A 24,904-nucleotide genomic window follows, 5' to 3' on the forward strand; every position below is an offset into this window, starting at 1 on the left:
ACAAGAAAGAATGCCGCTTGCGGCATTCTCGCGCCGAGCGCGGTTGCATTTATGCAACATATTCCTATCGCGCGAGTGCGCATCCTCGCGGAGCGTTTTTTATCTTATAGGAATTCCGGAGGAATTTCCTATAAGATAAAAATATCCCCTGCCACTATATGAGTGACAGGGGATTGGATTAGTTATAACATCATCCTTCAATTGCTATAAGATTCTTTTCCGGAACCTTCTTCTCAGCAGCCTTTTTAGGAATTGTAAGTGTCAGAACACCGTGTCTATAGTTTGCCTCTACATCTTCCTTCTCAATGTTCTCGCCAACATAGAAGCTTCTTTGCATTGCGCCTGCGTAACGTTCCTGGCGAATAAGTTTACCCTTCTTATCATTAGCATCCTTATCAAGTCCTTTGGATGCTGAGATTGTTATGTAACCCTCATTAAGTTCAACTTCAATCTCTTCCTTCTTGAAGCCCGGCAGATCAATGACAACTTCATAATTGTCATCTTTTTCTCTGATATCTGTCTTCATCATCCTTGATGCTTTTCTGCCATAGAGTTTTTTCTCCATGTTGTCGAATTCCTTCATATAAGGGAATCCAAACAGGTCATCCATAAAATTCTCTTCAAAAATACTAGGTGCTAACATAATGCTTACCTCCTTTGCATAATAACAATTGATTAACTGTTACTTCGCATTGGGACGGAGGGTTCAGATCATCGGAATCTTAGAATTGGAATCTTAAAGTCCTAACGGTCTTCTCTGTTCCTTTGTTCTACTTATGGTATAACACCATGATTAGCACTCGTCAATAGAGAGTGCTAATTTGGATAAAAAGATATTGTATTCCTCAATACAAAATTAATATATCAGTATAAATCCTACATAAGTGACCCTGACAAAACCATCATCACAACAAATACGATGAACAGAATGACTGCTAAAATGCAAAGTCCTATAGTTACCCAAAAAGCGGCGTAAACAATCTTACTTACCAGGTTATTTTCCGAATACTCTCTCGCTTTATTACTAACGATCTCCCCTATGAGCAGCAGTGAAATCAGGATAATACCTAGCACAATCAGGTACATACTATCATTCTTAAATAACCCCAGCACATAACGACTTACAGCATTACCTGTTAGTCCAAACAAAATAAGCACTATCCAGAACAGAGCAAATAAAACTACTGCAATTCCTGTATAAAGCTTTCCTATTTTCCGGTTGTCTTTCATCTGCTCCCCTCCAAAAGCTTTGCTTTACTGATCTTTTTTACTTGAGGAAATCAGCAGCAATACAATTATCAATCCCCCAATAACAAGCAATATAGGCAAAAACTCCATAAATAATATAGGGATGAATAACTGGAAAAGAAGAGCCACGAAATGAAAGTCAGCAAACATTAAAAACAAACAGCCTCCTGCTATCAGCACTCCCACAATTATCAAGCAAATAACAAGGGCTTTTTTCCATGTAGTATTTTTTGAGTTTTCCATACATTCATTCCTCTCTAATAGTATCTTTAATCTTAACACATATAATAAATTAACATTGTTGCGTTTATACCACAAAAAAGCAGACATGCTTCCAATATCATGTCTGCGGTAAGCCACTGTTCTATTTCTTTCATCAGCCTTGGTCTAATTCCCTGAAGAAGTCTGTGTAATACCAGCCTCCAGATAATCCCTGATGTTAAAGGTCTCGTCAGTCCTTTGTTCCTCATCTATTATGCCTGGAACATACTCCGTAACATATGTTTCACCGGAGGTTGGATTCACATAGTAGCGAATCTGCGCGGCAGTATAGGAACGATACAAAACTACAATCTCACCGTTTTCATTAGTTGAAACATCCCAATACTCCGTATATCCTTCGGCATTTCCCCCTTCGTCAAATTCAGGGTTAGTAGCCTTACAGTAGTTGATTACTGCGTTATAAGCCTGATCTTCTGTAATAACTTCAGTTTTCTCTTCCGAATGATCTGCTTCCTCCTGCCTGGAGACATTTTCCGTCGGTTCAAATAAAGAACCTGTTTCTGAATCATTCTCCTTGGCACATGCAGTCAAAACCATGGCAGCTCCTATAATTAGTGCCACCAAAATCTTTTGTTTTTTCATAAATTCTCCCCTCTATTTACCCTACATCAGTGCCCCTGACATAGCCATCGTAATAATGATAACATACTAATGACACATATATACTAATTCAGAGGTGGTAGCGATATAAGAAAGTCATATCTTCTTAAGATTCACCTTCATGGAAATCTGCCTTGGAGTGCCCATTTCATCGAATTTAATCAAATAGCATTCTTCATCCGTATCGATATCAAGAACCGTTCCCTCTCCCAGGATTGCATGCTTAACCCTCTGTCCTTTTTCCAAAAGGTCAAGCTTCTCTGCCCCCTTTAGATGCCTTGAGTCATTCTCTATAAACTTGCGAACTGCACTCATCATGGTCCCATCAGGCTTCTCTGTAAACTCCAGGAGATTAGGATCAATATCCATGATAAACCTGGAAGGATACCTTGGAATTCCCTCAAAGGTGTTACCCCCTGCCTCTGAGATAAAGAGCCTTTTCCTAGCTCTGGTCATGGCAACAAAAGCAAGTCTACGCTCCTCTTCCATACCCTCAAGAGTATGCACCTTCCTTGATGGGAAAATGCCTTCGTTCATTCCACATAAGAATACATAAGGGAACTCAAGTCCCTTGGCTGCATGAACAGTCATCAGCTTGACCTTATCATCCTGCCCGGAGTCGGAATCTGCATTTGTAAAAAGAGCTATATGCTTGAGGTAGTCTTCCAGCCCCACTTCCTCGCCGCAGGTAGTCTCATATTCAAAAACAGACTGCTTAAGCTCTGCCAAATTATCAAGCCTGTCCTGTGCTCCCTCAGTGCGGAGCATTTCTTCGTAGCCACTGTCATTTAAAATCTTAGCCAGTACTTCTGATACAGGAAGTCCTTCATAGCTCTCTGAAAAACGCTCTATCAGATCAATAAACGAAGACGCCTTTGTCCCCTTAATAAGCTCATTATCAAGGTTTTCATACAGCGCCTGATATAGCGAGCACCCCTTATCTCTTGAGTACTGCTCCAGAAAGGCCATACGTCTTTTACCAAGGTTTCTCTTAGGCACATTCACAATTCGTCTGAAAGAAATGTCATCCCTATAAACAAGCATTCTAAGATAGCAGAGCGCATCCTTGATCTCTGCTCTTCCAAAGAATTGCACTCCGGAATAAATGGTATACGGAATCTTTTCCTTCATAAGACCTTCTTCTATGGTCCTTGTGACATAGTGAGCACGATACAAAATAGTCATATCCCTATACTTGATACCATAGCTCTTAAGTGCCAGAATTTCCCCTGCTATCCATTCAGCTTCATCAGAAGTATTGGGGGCAAGATGGCATAGAACACTATCTCCGCTTGGGAGTGTTGCGCAAAGGTCCTTTTTAATCCTGAATCTATTCTTGTCTATTAGCGAGTTAACAGCTGACAGAATCTGTGGCGTTGACCTGTAGTTGTCATTCATAAGGATAGTTTTTACATTTGGAAATACCTTGTCAAAATCAAGGAGATATTTGACGTTGGCTCCGCGCCAGGTATAAATAGTCTGATCCGGGTCCCCCACTATAAAAAGATTCTTGTGATACCCTGCAAGAACCTCCATAAGCTCATACTGAAGACTGTCTATATCCTGAAACTCATCGATCATGATGTATTCCAGTCTCTTTTGCCATTTAAGTTTAATATCCGGATTTTCCTTAAAGATATACAAAGAAAACTTGATAAGGTCGTTATAATCCAGACCAAAGCATTTCTTTTCCTGATATAAATAACCGTAGAAGAGGATATCCCTGACCTCTGTAGCAGAGTCATACTTATCCTTGAGAGTCTCAAGCGGCATGGTCAGCATATCCATATAGTATTCCGGTTCGTCAAAAAGCTTGCGCATCTCGAACATATCCCGTGCAGAACTAAAGGTCATGTCACGAAGAGAAAGACCACGTTCTTCGTAAATGATCTTGAGCATGTCATCTATATCAGAGTTATCAAGAACAAGGAAATTCTTGGGGTACTGGACTGCATGGGAATCTTCCTGCAATACCGACACACAAAAGCCATGAAACGTATTGATATAACCGGTATCATTATCTCCGGTCAGAGCGTGGATTCTCTGTCTCATCTCATTGGCTGATTTATTGGTGAAAGTTACACACAGAATGTGCCCCGGCATAATACCGAGGCCATTAACAAGATATGCAAAACGGGTGGAAAGCGCCTTGGTCTTGCCACTTCCCGCCCCTGCTATAACACGAATATATCCTTCCGTAGAAGTTACCGCTTCTTTTTGGGACTTATTTAAACTCTCTAATAATTCCATTGCAATACAATCCTCTTGGTGAACAACTGTTCTTATAATATTTTAATTATACGAACAAACGTTTTGTATTGCAAGCAGAAGGTACCTTTAACATCCCATGAAAGAAACTGTTATTCTTGTACCTATTTCAAGTCTGGAGAGGACTTCTACGCTGCCCTGATGGGCATCAATGATCCATTTGGCAATGGAAAGCCCAAGACCTGAACCACCGGTTGATGAATTTCTGGCCTTGTCGGATCTGTAGAAGCGCTCAAAGATATGGCTGAGTTCTTCGCCGGCCATACCAATGCCTTCGTCCTGAACAATATACGAAATCTTATCGCCATTTCTTTTAACAGAAAGTTTAATAGTGTTGCCCTTGTCGGAATACTTGGCAGCATTCTGGACAAATATCCTGATAGACTGCTTGATCATGGCAAGGTCCCCATTTATGTAACAATTCTCACTATCCTCATAAAGATATTTGTGATCCGAATCTATCATCATGGATTCTTCCCACACCTCTCTCATCACATCAGATAGATCCAGCTTTTCCATGGACAGCTTCTGACGTCCGTTATCTCCTCTGGCAAGGAAAAGAAGCTGGTCAATGAGTTCTTTCATATTCTCTGACTCATTCTTGATAGCCGTGATGGATTCCTCCAGAACAGCCGGATCATCTTTTCCCCAGCGGTCCAGCATGTTGGCATAGCCCTGAATAACAGCAATAGGAGTACGAAGTTCGTGGGAAGCATCGTCAACAAACCTTGCCTGCTGCATTCTTGCTTCCTGCATCCTGTACAGCAGACTGTTAAGCGCAGCTTCTATGCTGGCAAGATCCTGGTCTCCTGTTGATATCCTGGCTCCGTTTTTGTCGGCAGGAACCTTCAAAATGGCTTCTTCCAGCTCTTCAAATTTGGTTGTATCAAGTGGAACCTCACTAATAGCCTCAGCCTTAAGAGCCAGTTCATTTAAAGGTCGGAGCTTCCTTCTGATTTTTGCAGTATGGGTAAAAGAAAATAAGAGGTTCAGAAGCTGATAGGCTGCAACCGCAATCAGGATAATTCCCGTAAAATAGACATACTCTCGCATAGGAAAACTATAGGAAGAGTTGTCCGTAAAAAAGTTAAGAACAACATTTTTGTAGCTATCGCCTGTTATAGAAAAGCTTCTGACTGATTCGCCTTCAGGAAGCGTCTGGAAACTGTTATAACCAAACAGTCCAAATGAAGCCAAAACAATGAGTAAATCCACTGTAAAAAAAGCTTTCAGTTTATTAAACCAGAAAGCTGTATTAATTCCTCTTGCTATTGATGATGTACGTTTACTTACATTATTCATAGCTGCCCTTCTTTTATGACGTATCCGACACCTCTTACCGTCTGGATAAGCTTGATGCCGTATTTATCATCTATTTTGGTGCGAAGATGTCTGACATAGACATCAACCACATTGGTTTCACCATCATAATCATAGCCCCAGATCTCGTTAATTAGACGTTCTCTATCAAGTACTATGTTGCAATTCTCCATAAGGATCCTAAGGAGCTCAAACTCGTAGTTGGTGAGCTCCACAGGATTTCCATCAGCGCATACTTCATGTCTGTCCAGATCTATTGTGACTTTGTTTATAGTAAGTTGTCTGGATGCTGTTACTGATGAGCCTTTTCTTTTAAGAGCTACTCTGATACGTGCCAGAAGCTCCTCAATAGCAAAAGGCTTGGTGATATAATCGTCTGCTCCGGCATCAAGGCCCGATACCTTATCCATTACCGCATCTCTTGCAGTAACCAGGATAACAGGAGTTTCCTTTTTGGCCCTTACGCGCCTTAGAACCTCAAAGCCATTGATGCCCGGCAGCATAACATCTAAAAGAATCAGATCATAATCGTTAGAGAGAGCCATATCAAGGCCTGTCCTACCATCCTCTGCCTTATCTACAGAATTTCCCTCATGTATAAGTTCAAGTTCGACAAAACGTGCCAGTTGTACTTCATCTTCTACGATTAGTATTTTGCTCATTATTTCTGTTCTTCTTCCTTTTTGAATTCGTTTTTAATATTCTCAGCAGTCTGGGATGCCTTGTCGCAAACCTCATTAACATCTACGACTACTTTGTCTACACCTGAAAAATTATAGGTTATTCCAAAGAAAAGACCTATGATGATAAGCGGAACTGTGATCCAGAAGAATCCGATCAAAAGAAGTATCAGTACCAGAAGTGGTACGCTTGCAACCTTCTTGTTGTCCTTGCTTATGTTAAAGTCAATCTCAAGACTCTTGCGGAACAATACCCTGAAGAAATCTGCGAGACTCCTGCAAAACTCCTTGAAGCTGGTCTTCTTGCAGTCTTTTTCATACTGCTTCTGAGCATCTGCAAACTTCTTAACGTTTTCCATATCCTGACTTGCTCCGGCTGTGTAAGCACCATCTTTTGGAGCAACTACCTTGCCCTGACGCTCAAGTTCAATTACAGCATCCAGCATGTCGTAGTTCTTTTCCTCGAGGATCTTTTTAGCTTCCTCGTAGGATACACCTGTCTTCTCTCTGAGCTTTTCAACCATTTCAAAATTTTCCATAATACATTACCTTCCTTTCAGATATTCATTTGTTGTTTGTTATTTGATATCTGAAATGATACATACCCAAGATTAATATAAGATTTTTGAAAGATTAAAATCAGATTAAAATATGAATATTATTTCTTAATCAAAAAAGTTTCTTTTACTAAATGGTGCTGTCATAAATCTAAAGGCTGCCTTCATTAACTCCGTTGATAACCACATTCCAACCATTATTTACAAAAACCTTAGCCATCTCATATCCAAGGCCCCTGGTACTTCCTGTTATAACTGCTGTTTTCAATTTATTATCTCCAATCTTTTTTCCGGATTTTCTTTTCTTCTTTTTATCGAAGTCTCTCCTTTTTTCTACCAATTATCTTCAAGTATTGTTTATGAATAGATTCATTTCTTTTTCAAGCAATCTATAAACATTTGCTACAAGAAAACCATCAGCTATAGCATGATTCAAACGAACGCTGACCGGCATCATAAGTCTTCCATTTTCCTCTCGGTATTTACCCCAGTTGATAATGGGAGGAAAATGCAGGTACCCATCAGGAAGCTCGATATTCAGCGAATCATATGAAAGCCATGAAATGTAGGAGGCATCAAACCAATTGGGATGATTAATTATATCCAGTCCATATTCTCTGGTTTTCTTAGCATTTTCCACATCACTTACTGCATTCCTGTAGAACTCATTATAATCTTCGTAATAAGTGGTATACACTGGCGTACAGGTTTCCGTATCTTCATGGAAAACATACTGTATCGGATTAATGCTATCATAGCAGATCAGTTCATCAGACTGCCAAAGATATCCCATCTTGTAATCGTCTCTTGAATTCAGAACCTTTGACAACAAATACAGAAAGTTGATGTAAAACTTGGTTCCCGTCCTCTTGGAATGTTCCACCAAATCCGTAACATCTATTCTTGAAGTCATAGAGGTTGAGCACTTGCAGTCCTCAGTGAAGTGTCGGAATACTCCGCTCCTGTAATATTTTTCTTTATCAACGATCTTATAATTCATTATTAATCCCCGTACTTTGGATTTATTCGAATATATCTTACTATTATCTTTTGTTCTAATACTATTCTTAATCTTGCAATAGCGGCATTGCTTTTTTGCATTCTACTCTGCCTCTATCCCTCAACTTTTTGATATAGGCAGTTCATTTTTATGCTGTTCTGGAATTTTTCTCTTTTTAACATAAGATTTTTACAGACTATTTATGTTAGATTAATCTTTTTTTCCAGCAAACATAAGAATTAGCTACATCTTTTATGCTAGCTAAAAGATTTCCTTGTCTTAACATAATTTCAAATCAATTTTTTTATGTTAATTGCAAGATTTCATCATATCAACATAATCTCAATTCAATTTTCTTATGTTACCCGTCAGTTTTTCTTGTCCCAACATAATATAAACCGCTTTTACAATTCCTGGAATTAAAAATCAAGCTGAAGAACCAGTTCTTCTTCATTCATCTCTCCTGTATCTCTGAATCCTACCTTACGATACATGGATAGCGCGTTTGTATTTGTTTCCTTGGTAGACAGACGTATATTGTTTGCCCCATTATCCTTAAAGTATTGGATAATTGTCTTCATTGCAGCAGTTCCGTAGCCTTTTCCCTGCAAGCTTTCATCAATCATTAGTCTCCATAGCCAATACCTGTCATTAGGATCCTCGTAATCTTCATCAAAAGCAAACATTGTAAATCCCACCATTTTCCCATCGCAGTATATAGCAAAAGGACGAGCGATATTTTCATTTTCTTTTGCCGTTTTCCATGAGTCTTCATTGGAGGCAATATATTGCTCCTGATCCTTGGCCACTTTGAGTTTCAGGCATTCTTCAAGATTTTCATCTGTTAGTTCTTTTAATTCGATTATCATCTGGGCTAACCCTTTACACTATCAAAAAAATCCTATCCTACCGAGTCTATAATCCCTTTCCTCTTTAGCTGACTTCCTTCACCGGCGGTTTCCAGGGCTTAGGGGTCAGAAGTGTTGTTTTTCCAATGTCAGGGAGTACATCATAGATTGAACATCCCATTTTTTCTTCGAAATACTCTTTGATACTAAAGGCCACTTCCCATCCCTTAATGTACCCCTCCATGATTCCGTATCTTCTGGTTACATCTACGAACCTCTTTTCAAGAATAACAAATCCGTAGTCCACAGCCAGGGAATCACACAGCTGAATCAGCTTATCGTAATCATCAACCTCGCATTTCATAATATATTCCTTAATTGCCTTTTCATTCTCGGTTTCAGGTTCATAGTCAACTTCGTCCTGCATCAAAAGATAAGAATGAGTCATACAAATCCTGGCAGCCTCATCCCAGCCCTTTTCCATGCAGTATTTATATCCCTCATAAACATGTGTGGGAATATCAACAAAGCCAAATTTGCACCTTCTGCCTATATCATGCATAAGGCCGACTATATATGCCTTTTCCGGATCCATGCCCGGTACTTTTTCAGCAATATTTCTAGCCGCAACTCCCGTATTAATTGAGTGTTTTACCCAAGGTCCGGGATTTATCTGTCCTGCTATCTCTAATTCATGTAAAGCTTCATCTATTGTCGGCAACATTATCCCCAACGCCTCCTCCAAAAATATCCTGTTAATCTCTTCAATGATTTCATCGAAAAGATTCTTCTAGTTTATTCGATATATCTAACTAGTAAAACTTCAATACCCCATTCGCATCGTTTTTATCATATAAAGAACCAGCAAGTGCCCCGGATAGAAAGCATAAAAGAGCCATTTCAGCCCCTTTCCCTTTTTCCCATTATAGAGAAGAAGCGGAATTATGCTAAGTCCTGTGGTGCAATAATACCCCATCGTCCTTGTGAGAGCCAAAAATGCCACTCCCACTCCTGTTCTGAGAAGCTGTCTTGTGTCCTTAAATACATAAAACAAAAAGACGGCTATTACAGCAAAAAACGTATAATCAGCTTTAAGAAGTAACGCAACAATTGCCATCACAATTACTGAAAGCACTCCCAAAACCGTTCTTCCTATACTGTACTTTCCTTTATCTTCACTTTTGTCTCCACGAATGAAATCAAAGAACATCAGTGCTAACACAGCGATAAAAAATGTAAGCATTATGCTCTGATGAGTAAGGTTTATCCTGCCTTCAAAAGCCAGATCAAAAGGCACTTCGCTTATCAGGGCAAATATACCGAGTCGTAAAATGTATCTTTTTCTGTCTCTTGTATGAATGTAGCCTTCTGCAATACAAAACGAAAAAAGCGGCATTGCAAGACGCCCTATCATCCTTGGCCACGTCAATTCCGTATAAAACATATCGCCCACATGATCAAAGACCATAGCTACCATAGCGATGATCTTTAACATTGTTCCATCTAAGATTCGTATATCCTTACCCTTTTCCATACGCATCCCTCATCACTTTATTTCCATGCGCCTTATTTGAACAAACTAGTAACTGTATTCATAATTGTTTTGTTCTCAAGTATTGAATCAAGAATTCCGCTATCTCGCCTTAGTCAAATTTCTAATTTCTTCAATCTCTAAAGAACGGATTGTCTTTATTTCTCACCACCGAAAAGTGTGTCATAGATTGTCTGGGCAGCCAACCTTGAACCTTCTGGGGACGCATGTCTCCTGTCCTTGTAATACAGGTCGATTTCCGGATGCTCGTGAATATGAGACCACCATTTTTCTCCAATCGGTGCGACCATGCAGCCGTACCTTTCGGCAAGCTTCCTGTATCTGGCTGACATCTCTTCCTGAAATGCCTCATTGTCTTCTTCAGTCCAAGTCATGTAAAAGCAGGCTCTTGCGGATGTCTGTTTAATCCATTCCATTATCCTGTCTGCAGCTTCTTCCATGACAGAAAACTCTCCCATAGGATGAGCCACATGCTGAAGAATAATATAATCGTAATCCCCAAAAAGAATATTGAATCTTGTCTGCTCATTGTCCGCGTGATAATCAAATCCCATTCTGCCTTTTGTGAGCATTGTCACCTGCATATCAATACCGTTTTCTTTGCAAATATCTGCATAAATTTTGGGCATATCATTGAAATATGTATGACTGTTTCCAATAAATAGTGTTCTCACTGTTATCCCCTTCCTAATGCCTTTCATTCTCATTCATAAACCAAAGTGCATCACTTGAACGGCACATGGGCCCCGGTAAAGGAAACCACTGCAATCAGCTTATCCAGGTCATCTGTCACATTTACTTCAAAAAAGCTGTTCCTGCTGCCATCTTTTAATAGCCGCGCCTGCGCATAGAGAATACTTCCCTTTGTTGCCGATAAAAAGTTTGACTGTCCCACAAGACTCACTGTGGCCTGTTCTTTTTCATAATTAGACGCTACAGCGAAAGCAAAGTCCGCAAGAGTATAAATTGCACCGCCCATAATCCCGCCATAGGCGTTTTTGTGTTTTTCTGTAAGCTTCATGCTGCACTTCGCATAGTCTTTTCCAATCTCATCAATCTCAATTCCCGATAACTCCGTAGCATAAAGATCCTTGGAAAAGATACTACGCGCTTCCTCCAATGTTCCCATTCTCTCTTTCCTCCTAACAAATCCCATTTATTTAAATGGGTTGAAAAATCTACTTCCGTTTATGTGTGTCAGTGTAAGCGATGCAATCAGTAGCAGCGCACACACTATCATTGAAACATAATCCAGAACCTTGAATTTCTGTGCCATGTACCAGGTTCTCTTTTTATTCTTGCCAAAACATCTAAGCTCCATGGCGTTAGATATGATCTCAATTCTGTCCATACTGCTAAGGATAAGCGGCACCAGAATCGCGGATGCGGACTTAAGGCGACTTACCAGCGATGCCTTCTTGCTAAGTTCAACTCCCCTTGCCTGGGATGCCTGGCTGATCTCATGATACTGCTTCTGAATATCAGGAATGTAGCGAAGTGCCAACGCCACAGAGTATGAAACTGAATAGCTCACCCCGATCTTATTAAGTGATGCCGCAAATTCACTTGGATTTGTGGTGCACACAAACAGCAGCACAAAAGGAATCGTGGCGAAATATTTAAGAATATAATTAAGCTGGAAAAAGAGCTGTTCCGCTGTAGGCGCAAAGTACCCTGACAGTCCGAAAAGATAAGTGCAGGATCCATAAATCTCTGTTCCATGATGGGGTGAGAAAACATAAACCAAAATGGTGTTAAGCACAAGGAAAACCAGGGTAAACCAAAGCATAAATGACACATCCTTAAGCCTTATCCTGCCCACCGGGAAAAGAGCTATTCCAAGAACTGCCAGAACTACCAGAAGCCTTGTGTCATAGGTTGTCATGGCTGCAAAGCTCCACAAAAACAGACACACCAGCTTAGTTGCCCCCGTAAGGTCATGTATAGGTGATTTTCTTTCTATATAGTTAAAGAGATTGTTCATTTTCTGACGTTTTCCCTCTCATAATCAATAAAGCTCTGGACAAAGCCTGCAGCATCCCCTATTCCACATTCTCCTGCAAGATGATACAAGCTGGTCTCTTTAAGGCTCGCCTTATCAACAATTTCCGTATCTGTCAGAACCTCTGCACAGGTCTTGTCAGCAATAATTCTTCCATCGTTAAAGACAATGCTCCTGTCTGCGTACTCCAGCATAAGGTGCATGTCATGGGTTATCATGACAATGGTAATTCCCCTGTCATTAAGGTTCTTTAAAAACTCCATGATTCTGGTGTAATTGCGGTAGTCCTGACCTGCTGTAGGCTCATCAAGAATCATCATCTCAGGCTCTAAAACCAAGATAGAGCAAATCGTCACTCTCTTTTTCTGACCATAGGAAAGTGCAGAAATTGGCCAATTACGCATCTTGTACAGGCCGCAGATTTCAAGTGCCTTTTCTACTTTTCTTTTTACTTCCTCTTCCGAAACTCCACGGAGCCTAAGTCCAAAGGCAACTTCATCGAAGATCATTACCTTGGATATCATCTGATTAGGGTTCTGCATAACATAGCCCACATGCTCTGCACGCTCTTTTATGGAGTAATCAGAAAAGTCTTTTCCGTTAAAAGAAATCGCTCCAACGCTCTCTTTTTCCATTCCGCAGATAACCTTGGAGAAGGTGGATTTACCGGCACCATTGGTACCAACAATAGCCACCATCTCGCCCTTGCCGATATCTACAGAGATATCATTAAGGGTCTGCTTTTCGGTCTTTTCATAGGTAAAAGAAAGATTTTTTACCGCTAACAGATTGTCATCCGCTAAAGCTCTTTTGCCCTTTTGATTCTGCATAAAGAAGCTTCGGACCTTCTCTTTATCCTGCTCAGAAAGAACCAGGTCATGTAGTGAAGCCGGATGCATTTCAGGCCTTATCTCAATTCCGGCATACTTAAGTGCTGTCAAATAAAGCGGTTCCCTTACGCCGCACTCAGCAAGCCTCCCTGAAGATAAGAGTTCATCCGGAGATGAGTCTGAAACAATCCTCCCCTCATTCATAAGAACAATCCTGTCAACCGGACGGTGAAGAACATCCTCCAGTCGGTGCTCAATTATGATAACTGCAGCACCGGTTCTTTTCTGAAGTTCGTCTATAAGCTCGATTGCTGATTTTCCCGTCTTGGGATCCAGATTGGCAAGAGGCTCATCAAAGAGGAAAAGAGAAACGTCACTTGCCATTACGCCGCCAACAGAAACTCTCTGTTTCTGGCCACCTGAAAGCTCGAAAGGAGCATGCCTAAGCACCTGATCAAGGTCAAGAATCTGTGCAACCTCTTTTACCCTATTCTTCATCTGCTGCTGCTCAACGCAGTCGTTTTCCAGGGCAAAGGCAAGGTCCTCTGCCACAGTCATTCCTACAAACTGCGCATCACTGTCCTGCAGAACAGTTCCCACAATATGGGATATATCAAACATGGACATTTCCCGGGACTCTTTACCGTTTATCAAAAGAGATTCGGTAATTTCTCCTTTATAAGAAAAAGGGATGAGACCATTAATAAGGCTCGCCATAGTGGATTTACCACATCCGGAGGGCCCTGCAATTAAAATCTTCTCTCCCTTTTTAACAGTCAGATTAATATTATAGAGCGTAGGTTTTGCCTGCGCTCTATACTGAAATCCTAAATCTTTAAATTCAACTATAATGTCATCCATAAAAATTCATTTCCTGATATTCCATCATGAAAATATCTTTTTCTCAAAAACTAATACAATCAGTTCTCCTCAGAAAGACTTCCCTTCTTGGGAATAGCCTTGGAATATGCAAGGCATACTAAAGTTCCTACGATAGCTGTTGTAATGATGTTAATGATTGCTCCTGTAACACCCTGAGCAAATACTTTATTAGCAGGCTCCTGATACATAAGGATATCAAGAACAGGTGCAACAACGACCCATGAAATCACGTGGGCGATAGCCTGACCTGCATTGAAAAGGATTATGCCTTTTGTACCAAACTCACCCTCGTCAATCTTAAGGCGCATTGTGACAAATCCCATGATGCAGCCAAATACTGCTGATGCGATAACCCAGCTCCACCAAACACCCCAACCAAAGCTGAAGTCAATAAAGAAGTGACCGATAAGACCGGCAAGAGCTCCGGCGATAGGGCCAAATACTGCAGCAATAAATGCAAGAAGTCCATACTGAATGGAGATGTTAGTATTAGGTACAGGACTTGGAATAGCTACAAATCTGCCAAGCACAAAGAACAGCGCTGCACCAATACCGATAGCAACAATTGTTTTTACTGAAAGAATTTTTTTCATACACAAGTTCCCTCCTAGCTTCACGCATATTCATTTTTTGCAAATTTCATACACAACCATTATACAGCAGGCATCCCCCAGTTGTACAACAAAAAGAATGCCTCAGAGCTCGTTATTCTAGTCATCCCAGACAAGCTCAAACTTAAAGCCCGTCAAACCATTTTCTTCAACAATCTTTTTGAAATATTCTGAGACAAAAGGTGCCCCGTGGGATTCATCGGAGAGCTTAAAAATATGCCTTCCCTGAACCTCGTTTTCAATAAAAGCATATCTTCTGATTGCCATTATTTTTCCATCGCTAAACTTAACACATTCAGATTTTTCATAATCAAGGGCATCCAGTAGTGTCAACACATTTATACCATACACTTCTTCATTTCCGCGCATCATCGGTAAAAGTTCAGCATCTTCGCCAATTAATGCCTGCAAAATGTTTAGAGCAGCCTTATCAACGATAGGCATAAAAAGATATGTATAATTACCTTCTTTAAGGCCCTCTTCTTCATCCAAATATGTTAAATCAAGCTTTTCCCATGTTTCAATATAACTCGTCCCATCGAACATCCGATAAAAATCCGCGTCTTTATCCTCGCAGGGATATAAGTTTTTGTAATTTGTGCCATCAAATCTTAATTTGTATATTTTCATAGCTAGTCTCGATCACCTCATGTATCTTTGATATATTTCCAAATACTTATATAATCTTTCCGTCTTTTTTGCTTATTCTTCTATCTATCCAGCCTCCTGGAGGATCCATCTCACATGAAATTTCCATAACATCACCTTCGGCAAAATTTGTGGCAATTACTCCATCAACTGCCAAATCATGATTTTCCCATAGCATATCAAGTTCTGAGCTTATGGCGATAATGCCTGTGCAATCTAATATATAGAGCACATCATCCGCCACAATAAATTTTGAAACATAGTATTGCGGCTTCACTTTTTCTTTTACCGTTAGATTAATAAGAGATATGAACAAGACCATTTCATCTGAGGCAATCACGAGATAGTCTTTGAAAATTATGCCTTCCATATGCAAATGATTAGGGTCTGCTATTACTTGACAATATGGTATTTCGTTCTTTAGCACATAGTAATGTCTGCCTTCTCCAAGAACAATTCTCTCATCAAAGTCTTCTGCTTGAAATATGCTGTTTTCTAATACTTCTAGTGAATACATATTAGCCTCGTTATAAATATCTTCCTTTGTATACATCTGTAATACAATAATCCATAGCTAGTTGTCGCGTACGGCTGGTGAACTTCATGTCGTGCCTCCCAGTCATCAACATCGCATTTTTTATTATTGTGACTAAATCCTAGAGGTACCAACTTCTTAGATGCTTTTTATGTGCCATATCATAGTTTCGAGGCTGTTGATTATTATTAGAAAGTGACTAATTCAGTAGTCAGAGCCATATTTAGATGCAAAGTCCACTTTCGCACCCCCCATAGCCCATTTGGAGAGATTATTCACATCTACTCAGTGAGGAACTCCCCCTGTATGCATCAGGAAATTCATCCTCATTCCATGTTTCATAATACTCCAGCATATCATTATCACTTTCGGCAGTCTTTAGCGTATACTGCACTCCGGATGATGACTCTGCCTGTAATATATATCTTCCAGGTGCAATTTTCTCGAAATTGGAAACCTCGTCAGTATGGTCTATTATATACTCACCATTCTTCATATGTCCGTATTTTATATGCAGGCCTTCGAACTGCACATAGTATTCCGGTTGCATTTCTCCATCTGCCTCATATCCTATGGAAGCTGTCTGCCATGTTCCTGAAAGCACATCCTTCCATTCTTCCGAAGCCATGTCTTTTCTTTCCATATCAACTTCAATGTGACCGGTATCATATCCACTGTCCATGCTATCATCCTTTTGATTACTGCAGGCTGTTGCACCAATAGCAATAATCAATGATAATGCTGCCATAAATGCCTTTTTCATCCCAACTCCTCCCACTTGCAGTAGTTCAGAAAACTTATGAATTATCATACATTCTTTCAAACAAAATAAAAAGCCCCGAAACATAATGTTTCGGGGCTAATATCATTTATTTCCCATAATTTTACGCGGTCTGTGGGTCTTCCTTCATGCCGGTGTAGAGATGATAGTATCTCTGCTTCTTGGCAATAAGTTCGTCGTGGGTTCCCTGCTCTACGATGCGACCCTGCTCAAGAACTATAATGCAGTCACTGTTACGAACTGTTGAAAGTCTGTGTGCAATAACGAAGGTTGTTCTACCCTTCATAAGCTTGTCCATACCGTCCTGAACGATCTTCTCTGTTCTGGTATCGATAGAAGATGTAGCTTCATCAAGGATAAGTACAGGCGGATCTGCAATGGCTGCTCTTGCAATTGCAAGAAGCTGACGCTGGCCCTGGGAGAGGTTTGCACCATCTCCTGTGAGCATTGTGTCATAGCCTTCGGGGAGTCTCTTGATAAAGCTGTGGGCGTTTGCAAGCTTGGCTGCTGCCATTACCTCGTCATCTGTGGCATCAAGCTTACCGTATCTGATGTTTTCCATAACTGTTCCTGTGAAAAGATGTGTATCCTGCAAAACGATACCAAGAGAACGTCTAAGGTCTGCCTTCTTGATCTTGTTAATATTGATGTTGTCGTATCTGATCTTACCATCCTGAATGTCGTAGAATCTGTTGATCAGGTTTGTAATAGTGGTCTTACCGGCACCGGTAGATCCTACAAAGGCAATCTTCTGACCTGGATGTGCATGAAGAACAATATCATGCAAAACCATCTTTTCATCGGTATATCCGAAGTCTACACCGTTAAAGGTAACATCACCTTCCATTGGCTGGTAAGTTGTGGTGTTGTCAGCCTTGTGATAATGCTTCCAAGCCCATTTACCTGTGTGACGGTCAGCTTCTACAACCTGACCATTCTCCTCCTTGGCATCTACAAGCATTACATAACCTTCATCTGTCTCAGGCTTCTCATCAAGAAGCTTGAAGATACGTTCAGCACCTGCAAGAGCCATGATGATTGAATTAAACTGCATGCTGACCTGGTTGATAGGCATTGAAAAGCTCTTGTTAAATGTAAGGAAACTTGCAAGAGCTCCTACAGTGATACCAAATACAGGATGTCCTGAAAGTGCCATAGCACCACCGGCAATAGCACAGATAACATAGCTTGTATTACCAAGCTGAGCATTGATAGGGCCAAGAGCTCCTGAATATGCATTAGCCTTGAATGCGCTCTGATAAAGTTCCTCATTGAGGGTATCAAATCTCTCAACGCTCTCTTTTTCATGGTTGAATACCTTTACAACCTTCTGGCCAGTCATCATCTCCTCGATATAGCCGTTGAGAGCACCGATATTCTCCTGCTGTGCCTTGAAGTTCTTACCTGAAGCCTTGGTAGCCTTAGCTGAACAAAACAGCATAACACCAACCATGACAAGTGTAACTATTGTAAGCGGAATGCTCAGAACCAGCATAGATGCCAGGACACTTACAATAGTAATTGCTGAGTTAAGCATCTGAGGAATACTCTGGCTGATCATCTGCCTCAAAGTATCAATATCATTGGTATAAATTGACATGATATCTCCGTGGGCATGTGTATCAAAATACTTGATAGGAAGAGACTCCATATGTTCAAAGAGCTCTTCACGGAGCCTCTTAAGTGTTCCCTGGTTGATAAAAATCATTGTATAGGACTGAACAAAAGCCGCAATTACACCGATGGCATAAAAGCATGCTACTCTTGCCATGGCCATAAGAAGCGGGCCGTAGTCCGTGCTGTGGTTATCCAGCATAGGCTGAATATAACCATCAATAAGTGTCTTGGTAAAAAGAGTTCCCTGAACACTTGAAAATACAGTGGTAAAAATACAAATAACAATAAGTATCATATGAATGGGATAGAATTTAAATACATATCCCATTATTCTCTTAAATAATTTCCCGGGGTTTTCAACCTTGGGTCTGGGCATGCCACGGCGATTTCCACCGTTCCTGCCCTTTATCTCTTTAGTCTCTGCCATAGCTTTATCCTCTCTCAACTTAACTGGTCAAAGTCAGCGTCACCGCTTGCTCCGGTCTGTGACTCGTAAACTTCACGGTAAATATCATTACTCTTAAGAAGTTCGTCGTGAGTTCCGAAACCGTTGACCTTACCGTCATCCATAACGATTATGCGGTCACATCCCTGAACTGAACTGATTCTCTGTGCAATGATAAGCTTGGTAGTTCCCGGAATCTCCTCTGCAAATGCCTTTCTGATCTTGGCATCTGTACTGGTATCTACCGCGCTTGTTGAATCATCAAGAATAAGGATCTTAGGCTTTTTGAGAAGGGCTCTCGCGATACAAAGTCTTTGCCTCTGTCCTCCCGATACATTAGTACCGCCCTGCTCAATCTCTGTATTGTAGCCGTTTGGCATTTTCTCTATAAATTCATCGGCGCAGGCCATCTGGCAGGCGCGTCTGCACTCTTCTTCAGTGGCATTCTTATCACCCCAGCGAAGGTTATCCAGGATTGTTCCGGAGAAAAGAACGTTTTTCTGTAAAACAACTGATACCTGATCACGAAGTGTCTCGATATCGTAGTCTCTTACGTCGATTCCGCCAACCTTAACGGCCCCTTGTGTAACGTCATAGAGTCTGCTGATAAGGTTTACAAGGGAAGACTTTGCAGAACCGGTTCCACCGATAATACCGATAGTTTCTCCGGATTTGATCTCCAGCGTAATATCTTTTAACACAGGCTGCTCACAGTCTTCATCATATGCAAATTCTACGTGGTCAAAAGAAATACTTCCGTCTGCAACTTCCATCACAGGATTCTCTTTGTTGGTTATAGTTGCCTTTTCCTCAATAACCTCAGCGATACGCTTTCCACTGGCTGAAGCCATAGTCAGCATAACAAAGATCATACCAAGCATCATAAGGTTCATTAGAATAGACATACAATATGTCAAAAGACTCATAAGTCCGCCGGTTGAAAGCTCGCCGCCAACTATCATATGGGCACCAAACCAGCTGATAAGAAGAATACATGTATAAACTGTTGCTGACATAACAGGGCTTATCATTACGAGGTTCTTCTCTGCTCTTACAAACATATTATAAATGTTAAAAGCAGCCTTTTTGAACTTCTTGTTCTCGTAATCCTCACGAACATAAGCCTTTACTACGCGGATCGCGGATACGTTTTCCTGAACGCTCTCATTAAGCTCGTCATACTTTTCAAAAACCTGTTTAAAGTACTTGGTCGCTCTGTTCATGATAATAACCATAAGTACGGCCAAAAAAGCTACTGCCACAAGATAAATACTTGCAAGGCGGGCACTTATAGTAAATGCTGCAACCATGGCAATAATAAGAGACGCAGGCGCCCTCATAGCCATTCTAAGGGTCATCATATAAGCATTCTGAATATTGGTCACATCAGTTGTAAGTCTGGTTACAAGTCCTGAGGTTGAGAACTTGTCGATGTTGGCAAAAGAGAAAGTCTGAATATTGTCAAACATCGATTTTCTAAGGTTCTTGGCGAGTCCTGTAGATGCCATTGAACCATAATAAGCTCCTCCGAGACCGGCAAGCAGGCCCAGAATTGCAATTATAAGCATCATTCCGCCGACTCTTAAAATAATGCCCATATCTCCGCCATTTGGATTATTAACCCCGATTCCATCATCCACAATTTTAGCCATGAGGATAGGAATTATCATTTCACAGATAACCTCTCCTATCATGCACAGAGGAGTCAGGATGGATGGGAGTTTGTACTCCTTAACCTGTTTTAATATTGTCTTTACCATTATGTTTCTCCCTTTTGTTACCTTTTTTAAGCGAAATTCTTGTATTACTGGAGTTTGTTCATGTTATCGATGACCCTGTCAAGAAGACTTCTAAGAGTTTTGATTTCCTCTTCGGTCATGCCATCCACAAGATTTTCATCGTTATGGATTCTTCTTTCTCTGTTCATCTGAATGAACTTCTCACCCTTTTCCGTAAGGGCAATATTACGGTACCTCCTGTTGTCAGGATCTACCACAACCTTCACCATTTCTTTTTCCTCAAGCCTTTTGAGTAAGCCTATAGTTGTGGGATGTTTGATATGAAGGGCCTCAGAAATATCCTTCTGAGTTACCTTCTCATCTCTTCTCTCCCATAATAGGGAAACCACCATGAGTTGGGAAAAAGTCATATCATCTTCCCGCAGTTGTCTGTTAAACATGTTGGCGAAGGCTTCATGGATCAGCTTGAACTTAAAGCTAATAGGTTCGTGTTCTTTATCTCTAAAGAACTCTTTTTCCTCGTTTTTACAGTTCATGATCACCTCTCAATTCAATATGTAGCTAAGTACATATTTCATGATACGTAGCTTCCTACATATTGTCAATCGGATATTCCAATGTTCATATTTTTTTCATAAAAAAGGACCATTCTCTTTCGAAAATGGTCCTAGCATGTTCTTTATTGAATTGTAGAATGTTTGTTAGTTGCCCATTGAGGCAATGAGTGCATCAATTTCAGCCTGTGATAACATCTTACCGGGATCAGCGGGTGCTGCTGCAGCCGACGCAGCTGAAACTGCAGGCTGAACCTGTGATGGTGAAAAGCCACCGCCTCCGCCTGCTTGTGATGATTTACCCATTATGCTGGCAAGTAGTGCCTGCTGTTCAGGACTAAGATTTGCATCCATACGTTATACCTTCCTCTACTTAATATATCGTAGCATATGGTCTATTTCTAAAGTAATAACTACAAAATGTGGTTTCTTTAAAACTACGTATATTCTACTTACGCCCCCATGCTACGTCAAATAAACCTTTTCTAAAATTTTTATAACCTCGTCTTTACATGCCGTGTCCACAGGTGCAGTATTTATGCTATCATAATTACATAAATCTTTAAGGAGGCCTCTATGACTAAAATTGTTAATCCTGAGCAGTATGCTCATTCTACAGAAGCCAAGGGACAGCTTTGTTATTCTGAGAGGAAGAGACTTCTTTTCCTCGGTCTTCCATGGACCTTCACCAAATATGAGATCAGAGAAAACATTCTCACCATTATGAAGGGCTTTTTTACCGTAACAGAAGATGACTGCTATATGTACAAAATCAGTGACGTGGAGATCACCCGTACACTCTTGCAGAGAATGGCCGGTCTTAGCACCATCACTCTTTTCACATCAGATGTAACTGATAAGACAATTGTTCTTAAAAACATCAAACATGGCAGAGAAATCAAGGATTTCCTCTTCCAGGCCTCTGAATCAGCAAGACTTCGCCGCAGAACAGTCAATATGCAGAACATCGGCTTCGGTGCTGATGACATCCATGATGTTGATGGATTTGACGAGCTTAACTGATCAAGACGTCCTGATCGTAAGTTTTTGAGGTTTAACCTGTCTTGCCTCACCTTTTCTTCCTCGGCTTACTATACTCTCGCCGAGATTAATCATCTGCGCATTTGATGCCATTGCTGCCAAAATCTGCTTAACCGCATCCTCATAATCTTTGGGATCCATCGGGATTACGTAGTCATGGTTCAAATGCTCAGTTGAAAGAATCGCTGAACGATATCTGGTATCGTACCTGATGCCGTAGAATGTAGATATCTCAGTATTGAGAGTTCCATTGCTATCGGCAGTCTGCATTGCTATGTACATAGTAAATACCTCGCTTTCTTCATATCTATTCGATACAAACCAGGTCTTTTCTCAAATTGCACATTTTTTAATGGTACAGCGACCATTTTTCCTCTATATTATGATAATACATTATGACAATCTGCGCAACCAAGAGCTTTCTATCACCATTCACATCCAGCATCCCAGGGGCCGCTTCTGCCACCACAAGCCAGGGGGGCTTCCGCTCACGCAAGAGATTTTTTTCACCGCTCCTTGTCGGGAGTTCATGGCCTCAAAAAGCCCGGTCTAAAATTCCATGGCTCAAAACTCGCATCCTCGGCCCATATTCGAGCAGGTGTTTGCGCCCGGCGAGTCTGAGATGGGAAATGACAATTTCTGATGTTCGAAAAGCACACTTTTCCGCGTCCTCGGAGGACTTGTCTGAAGCAGGGCGGTATAAAAATCTATTAATGAAAATGCCATATAGGTGCGTAGCACCCTAAAAAAGAGAAGAAATCTACTTCTTCAAGCTAGCTTGGAAGATAGATTTCTTCTCTTTTTTAACGCTCGCTCTGCGAGCTATGGCATTTTCTTTTATAAATACTTAATACCGCCCTGCAAGTTTTGGCCGAAGAGGACGCATTAAAAGAAAGTGTGCTCGAACATCTAAGAAATGTTTCATTTCTCAGTGACGAGCTGGCGAAAATACTGCGCAGATAAGGGCCAAAGGATGCTCAGACATGTTGAGCCCTAAGCGGAATTTTAGACTGGGCTTTTTCGGCTCATGAACTTTTCCCGCCACTCACAAGGCGAAAAAATATCTCATTGCGTATCGCTTTCGCCCCCTGGCTTATGGTGGCAGAAGCGGCCAATAGTAACAGGCTGTGAATGGTGAATGTGTATTAGCCGATGCCTGTTTCTAAGAGTTTTTTGTATTCGGCGTAGGTGATGGTTTCGCCGCCCATGCTTTCGAGGTGGTCTGTGTGGAACTGGCAGTCGATCATGAGATAGCCGTTTTCCTGAAGGATTTGGGCAAGACCTATGAGGGCAAGCTTGGAGCCGTTCTCCATGTCAGAGTACATGCTCTCTCCAAAGAAGCATTTGCCAAGGCTTACACCGTATAGGCCGCCGGCAAGCTGCCCATCAATAAAGGCATCTACACTCATGGCAAGATTATGGGCTGCAAGGCTTCCATAGGCTTTTTCCATGTCTGTAGTGATCCAGGTGCCTTCCTTGAATTCGCGCTTTGTTCTGCACCTGTGCATGGTATCCGAGAAATCCCGGTTAACCTCCACACTAATTTCGTGCTTTTTCATGAATTTCTTCATGGAATGAGAAATGTGGATATTTTCAGGTCTTATGATGTATCGCTCTTTGGGGCACCACCACATGATAGACTGTCCCTCGTTATACCAGGGAAAAATCCCATTGGAATAAGCAAGGATAAGCCTATCTATAGACAAATCCCCACCTACTGCCAGAAGACCGTCGTCTTCTGCCAGCTCAGGTAGCGGAAAAGATATTTCTTTTTCATCTAATGCAAATACAGGCATATTAGCATTCTTTCATCATTTGAATGAACTCGTCCTTGATATCGGCAAACTGCTCATTTACAAGGCCAAAATCCTTTTCCTTGTAGTTCCAAAGAGCATTTCCGATGCCATATTTTCTAAATACTGTGTGGATGTCACGAAGCCATCTGATCTTGCCGTGGTTGTCAGCAAGGTCGATAACGCCGTACTCACCGCAGTAAAGAGGAATATCATCCTGTTTAGACTTCTCAAGGGCAGGTTTAAAGATTGCTTCAAAGAAGTCAGGGCCAAGCTGCTCTACAGGCACCTTAAAGATAGCACCTCCAAGATCAGGATCGATCACCTTACTTCTCTCCTTGTAGGTTTCCATATCAGCAGGATAATCAATTCTAAAGTCTGATGGCATCTGCTCTACCCAGTATGCTCCCTGGTGAGTAAATGGGAATGGCTCGTAGCAGTGGAAATTGTAAACTACGTATTCATCCTTAGGAAGCTTAATAAGCGGCACTGTCATTACGCTGTTGTAGCATACGCCTCCGCAGACAATCCATGTATTCTTACTGTATTCACGAATAAGAGAAATGAAACGGGCAAGTATTCCGTTCCATGCATCTGCAACACTTTCAAGAACTACTTCGTTAAGAGGCTCAAAAGCTACAGTTTCTGGGTAGCTTCCAAAGCGCTTTGCTATCTCTCTCCACAGATTCATAAAACGAGCCTGGAGCTCGTCATCGTAAAAGAACTTTGCACGGTCCATATCTTTTTTGAGAGGGTCAAAGGAATAACCATAGCACTCATGGAGATCGATCAGCATATGAAGGCCGTTATCCTTACACCATTTAAGGCAATTTTCAAGATAAGCAAAGCCATTTTCCCTTATATTGCCTTCTTCGTCCTCAAGCACGTTATAATCAACAGGAACTCTTACATGGTCGAAGCCAAGGCTTGCAATGTAATCAATATCTTTTTTGGTGATAAATGTATCAAAGTGCTGAATGTCATACTTATCAAACTGGGAAATCCAACCTCCCAGATTTACACCTTTTTGGAACCCTTCAAACTTTTTCATACCATTCTCCTTTAGTCTTG

Annotated in this window: 29 protein-coding genes; 1 reads left to right on the top strand and 28 read right to left on the bottom strand. The window is 41.1% G+C overall.

Annotated elements, in window-relative coordinates; genetic code table 11:
- Positions 1 to 190: 190 nt before the first annotated feature.
- The 25 genes from G613_RS0113825 to G613_RS0113945 form a co-directional block, all read right to left on the bottom strand.
- Positions 191 to 643, bottom strand: a complete 453-nt coding sequence (locus G613_RS0113825; protein WP_029233181.1) for an Hsp20/alpha crystallin family protein — start codon at positions 641 to 643, stop codon at positions 191 to 193.
- A 233-nt stretch (positions 644 to 876) separates the two neighbouring features.
- Positions 877 to 1,230, bottom strand: coding sequence for a hypothetical protein (locus G613_RS0113830; protein ID WP_029233182.1), 354 nt, complete (start codon positions 1,228 to 1,230; stop codon positions 877 to 879).
- Positions 1,231 to 1,254: 24 nt separating this feature from the next.
- The gene (locus G613_RS0113835) at positions 1,255 to 1,491 is read right to left on the bottom strand and encodes a hypothetical protein (protein ID WP_029233183.1); all 237 of its coding nucleotides are present in this window, start codon (positions 1,489 to 1,491) and stop codon (positions 1,255 to 1,257) included.
- A gap of 144 nt (positions 1,492 to 1,635) precedes the next feature.
- On the bottom strand, positions 1,636 to 2,112 hold the full coding sequence (locus G613_RS0113840) for a hypothetical protein (protein WP_029233184.1): 477 nt from the start codon (positions 2,110 to 2,112) through the stop codon (positions 1,636 to 1,638).
- A 114-nt stretch (positions 2,113 to 2,226) separates the two neighbouring features.
- Positions 2,227 to 4,380, bottom strand: coding sequence for an ATP-dependent helicase (locus G613_RS0113845; RefSeq protein ID WP_029233185.1), 2,154 nt, complete (start codon positions 4,378 to 4,380; stop codon positions 2,227 to 2,229).
- 87 nt (positions 4,381 to 4,467) lie between these two features.
- Entirely contained in the window at positions 4,468 to 5,700 is a 1,233-nt protein-coding gene (locus G613_RS0113850; RefSeq protein ID WP_029233186.1) for a sensor histidine kinase, read from the bottom strand.
- Positions 5,697 to 6,380, bottom strand: a complete 684-nt coding sequence (locus tag G613_RS0113855) for a response regulator transcription factor (RefSeq protein WP_029233187.1) — start codon at positions 6,378 to 6,380, stop codon at positions 5,697 to 5,699. The genes G613_RS0113850 and G613_RS0113855 overlap by 4 nt, the downstream gene beginning before the upstream one ends.
- Complete coding sequence (locus tag G613_RS0113860; protein ID WP_029233188.1) at positions 6,380 to 6,937, bottom strand: hypothetical protein; 558 nt, start codon at positions 6,935 to 6,937, stop codon at positions 6,380 to 6,382. Before G613_RS0113860 ends, G613_RS0113855 begins: the two co-directional genes overlap by 1 nt.
- A 169-nt stretch (positions 6,938 to 7,106) precedes the next feature.
- The gene (locus tag G613_RS19585) at positions 7,107 to 7,223 is read right to left on the bottom strand and encodes an SDR family NAD(P)-dependent oxidoreductase (RefSeq protein ID WP_155828096.1); all 117 of its coding nucleotides are present in this window, start codon (positions 7,221 to 7,223) and stop codon (positions 7,107 to 7,109) included.
- Positions 7,224 to 7,301: 78 nt separating this feature from the next.
- Positions 7,302 to 7,955 (bottom strand): CatA-like O-acetyltransferase, family 3, encoded by a 654-nt coding sequence (locus G613_RS0113870; RefSeq protein WP_029233190.1) that lies wholly within the window; start codon positions 7,953 to 7,955, stop codon positions 7,302 to 7,304.
- Between the two features lie 419 nt (positions 7,956 to 8,374).
- Positions 8,375 to 8,824: a GNAT family N-acetyltransferase gene (locus G613_RS0113875; RefSeq protein ID WP_029233191.1), complete on the bottom strand. Its 450-nt coding sequence runs from the start codon at positions 8,822 to 8,824 to the stop codon at positions 8,375 to 8,377.
- Between the two features lie 64 nt (positions 8,825 to 8,888).
- Positions 8,889 to 9,527 (bottom strand): HD domain-containing protein, encoded by a 639-nt coding sequence (locus tag G613_RS0113880; RefSeq protein ID WP_029233192.1) that lies wholly within the window; start codon positions 9,525 to 9,527, stop codon positions 8,889 to 8,891.
- A 99-nt stretch (positions 9,528 to 9,626) separates the two neighbouring features.
- On the bottom strand, positions 9,627 to 10,337 hold the full coding sequence (locus G613_RS0113885; protein WP_029233193.1) for a TraX family protein: 711 nt from the start codon (positions 10,335 to 10,337) through the stop codon (positions 9,627 to 9,629).
- Positions 10,338 to 10,492: 155 nt separating this feature from the next.
- Positions 10,493 to 11,029, bottom strand: a complete 537-nt coding sequence (locus G613_RS0113890; protein WP_029233194.1) for a hypothetical protein — start codon at positions 11,027 to 11,029, stop codon at positions 10,493 to 10,495.
- A 50-nt stretch (positions 11,030 to 11,079) separates the two neighbouring features.
- Positions 11,080 to 11,484 (bottom strand): PaaI family thioesterase, encoded by a 405-nt coding sequence (locus G613_RS0113895; protein ID WP_029233195.1) that lies wholly within the window; start codon positions 11,482 to 11,484, stop codon positions 11,080 to 11,082.
- Between the two features lie 27 nt (positions 11,485 to 11,511).
- A complete protein-coding gene (locus G613_RS0113900; RefSeq protein WP_029233196.1) occupies positions 11,512 to 12,339 on the bottom strand; it encodes an energy-coupling factor transporter transmembrane component T family protein in 828 nt (275 codons plus the stop codon).
- Positions 12,336 to 14,048, bottom strand: a complete 1,713-nt coding sequence (locus G613_RS0113905; protein WP_029233197.1) for an ABC transporter ATP-binding protein — start codon at positions 14,046 to 14,048, stop codon at positions 12,336 to 12,338. Before G613_RS0113905 ends, G613_RS0113900 begins: the two co-directional genes overlap by 4 nt.
- A 59-nt stretch (positions 14,049 to 14,107) precedes the next feature.
- Positions 14,108 to 14,662, bottom strand: a complete 555-nt coding sequence (locus G613_RS0113910) for an ECF-type riboflavin transporter substrate-binding protein (protein WP_029233198.1) — start codon at positions 14,660 to 14,662, stop codon at positions 14,108 to 14,110.
- Positions 14,663 to 14,779: 117 nt separating this feature from the next.
- Positions 14,780 to 15,310 carry an imm11 family protein gene (locus tag G613_RS0113915; protein ID WP_029233199.1) on the bottom strand — a complete coding sequence of 177 codons (531 nt, stop codon included), beginning with the start codon at positions 15,308 to 15,310 and terminating at the stop codon, positions 14,780 to 14,782.
- A 46-nt stretch (positions 15,311 to 15,356) separates the two neighbouring features.
- Entirely contained in the window at positions 15,357 to 15,845 is a 489-nt protein-coding gene (locus tag G613_RS0113920; RefSeq protein ID WP_029233200.1) for a hypothetical protein, read from the bottom strand.
- A gap of 289 nt (positions 15,846 to 16,134) precedes the next feature.
- A complete protein-coding gene (locus G613_RS0113925) occupies positions 16,135 to 16,626 on the bottom strand; it encodes a hypothetical protein (RefSeq protein WP_029233201.1) in 492 nt (163 codons plus the stop codon).
- Positions 16,627 to 16,747: 121 nt separating this feature from the next.
- Entirely contained in the window at positions 16,748 to 18,688 is a 1,941-nt protein-coding gene (locus G613_RS0113930) for an ABC transporter ATP-binding protein (RefSeq protein ID WP_029233202.1), read from the bottom strand.
- Between the two features lie 14 nt (positions 18,689 to 18,702).
- The gene (locus G613_RS0113935) at positions 18,703 to 20,466 is read right to left on the bottom strand and encodes an ABC transporter ATP-binding protein (protein ID WP_029233203.1); all 1,764 of its coding nucleotides are present in this window, start codon (positions 20,464 to 20,466) and stop codon (positions 18,703 to 18,705) included.
- Between the two features lie 44 nt (positions 20,467 to 20,510).
- Positions 20,511 to 20,981, bottom strand: coding sequence for a MarR family winged helix-turn-helix transcriptional regulator (locus G613_RS0113940; RefSeq protein WP_029233204.1), 471 nt, complete (start codon positions 20,979 to 20,981; stop codon positions 20,511 to 20,513).
- A gap of 165 nt (positions 20,982 to 21,146) precedes the next feature.
- The gene (locus tag G613_RS0113945; protein WP_029233205.1) at positions 21,147 to 21,353 is read right to left on the bottom strand and encodes a hypothetical protein; all 207 of its coding nucleotides are present in this window, start codon (positions 21,351 to 21,353) and stop codon (positions 21,147 to 21,149) included.
- Positions 21,354 to 21,575: 222 nt separating this feature from the next.
- On the opposite strand from G613_RS0113945, the gene G613_RS0113950 reads away from it, so the two are divergent.
- Entirely contained in the window at positions 21,576 to 22,022 is a 447-nt protein-coding gene (locus G613_RS0113950) for a PH domain-containing protein (RefSeq protein ID WP_029233206.1), read from the top strand.
- Here G613_RS0113950 and G613_RS0113955 read toward each other — a convergent pair whose 3' ends face one another.
- The 3 genes from G613_RS0113955 to G613_RS0113965 form a co-directional block, all read right to left on the bottom strand.
- Positions 22,023 to 22,322, bottom strand: coding sequence for a hypothetical protein (locus G613_RS0113955; RefSeq protein WP_029233207.1), 300 nt, complete (start codon positions 22,320 to 22,322; stop codon positions 22,023 to 22,025).
- Positions 22,323 to 23,185: 863 nt separating this feature from the next.
- On the bottom strand, positions 23,186 to 23,836 hold the full coding sequence (gene aat, locus G613_RS0113960) for a leucyl/phenylalanyl-tRNA--protein transferase (RefSeq protein ID WP_029233208.1): 651 nt from the start codon (positions 23,834 to 23,836) through the stop codon (positions 23,186 to 23,188).
- Between the two features lies 1 nt (position 23,837).
- Entirely contained in the window at positions 23,838 to 24,884 is a 1,047-nt protein-coding gene (locus tag G613_RS0113965; protein WP_029233209.1) for a glycoside hydrolase family 5 protein, read from the bottom strand.
- Positions 24,885 to 24,904 lie beyond the last annotated feature (20 nt).

This window comes from Butyrivibrio sp. VCB2006 (assembly GCF_000420945.1).
Lineage (GTDB): Bacteria > Bacillota > Clostridia > Lachnospirales > Lachnospiraceae > Butyrivibrio.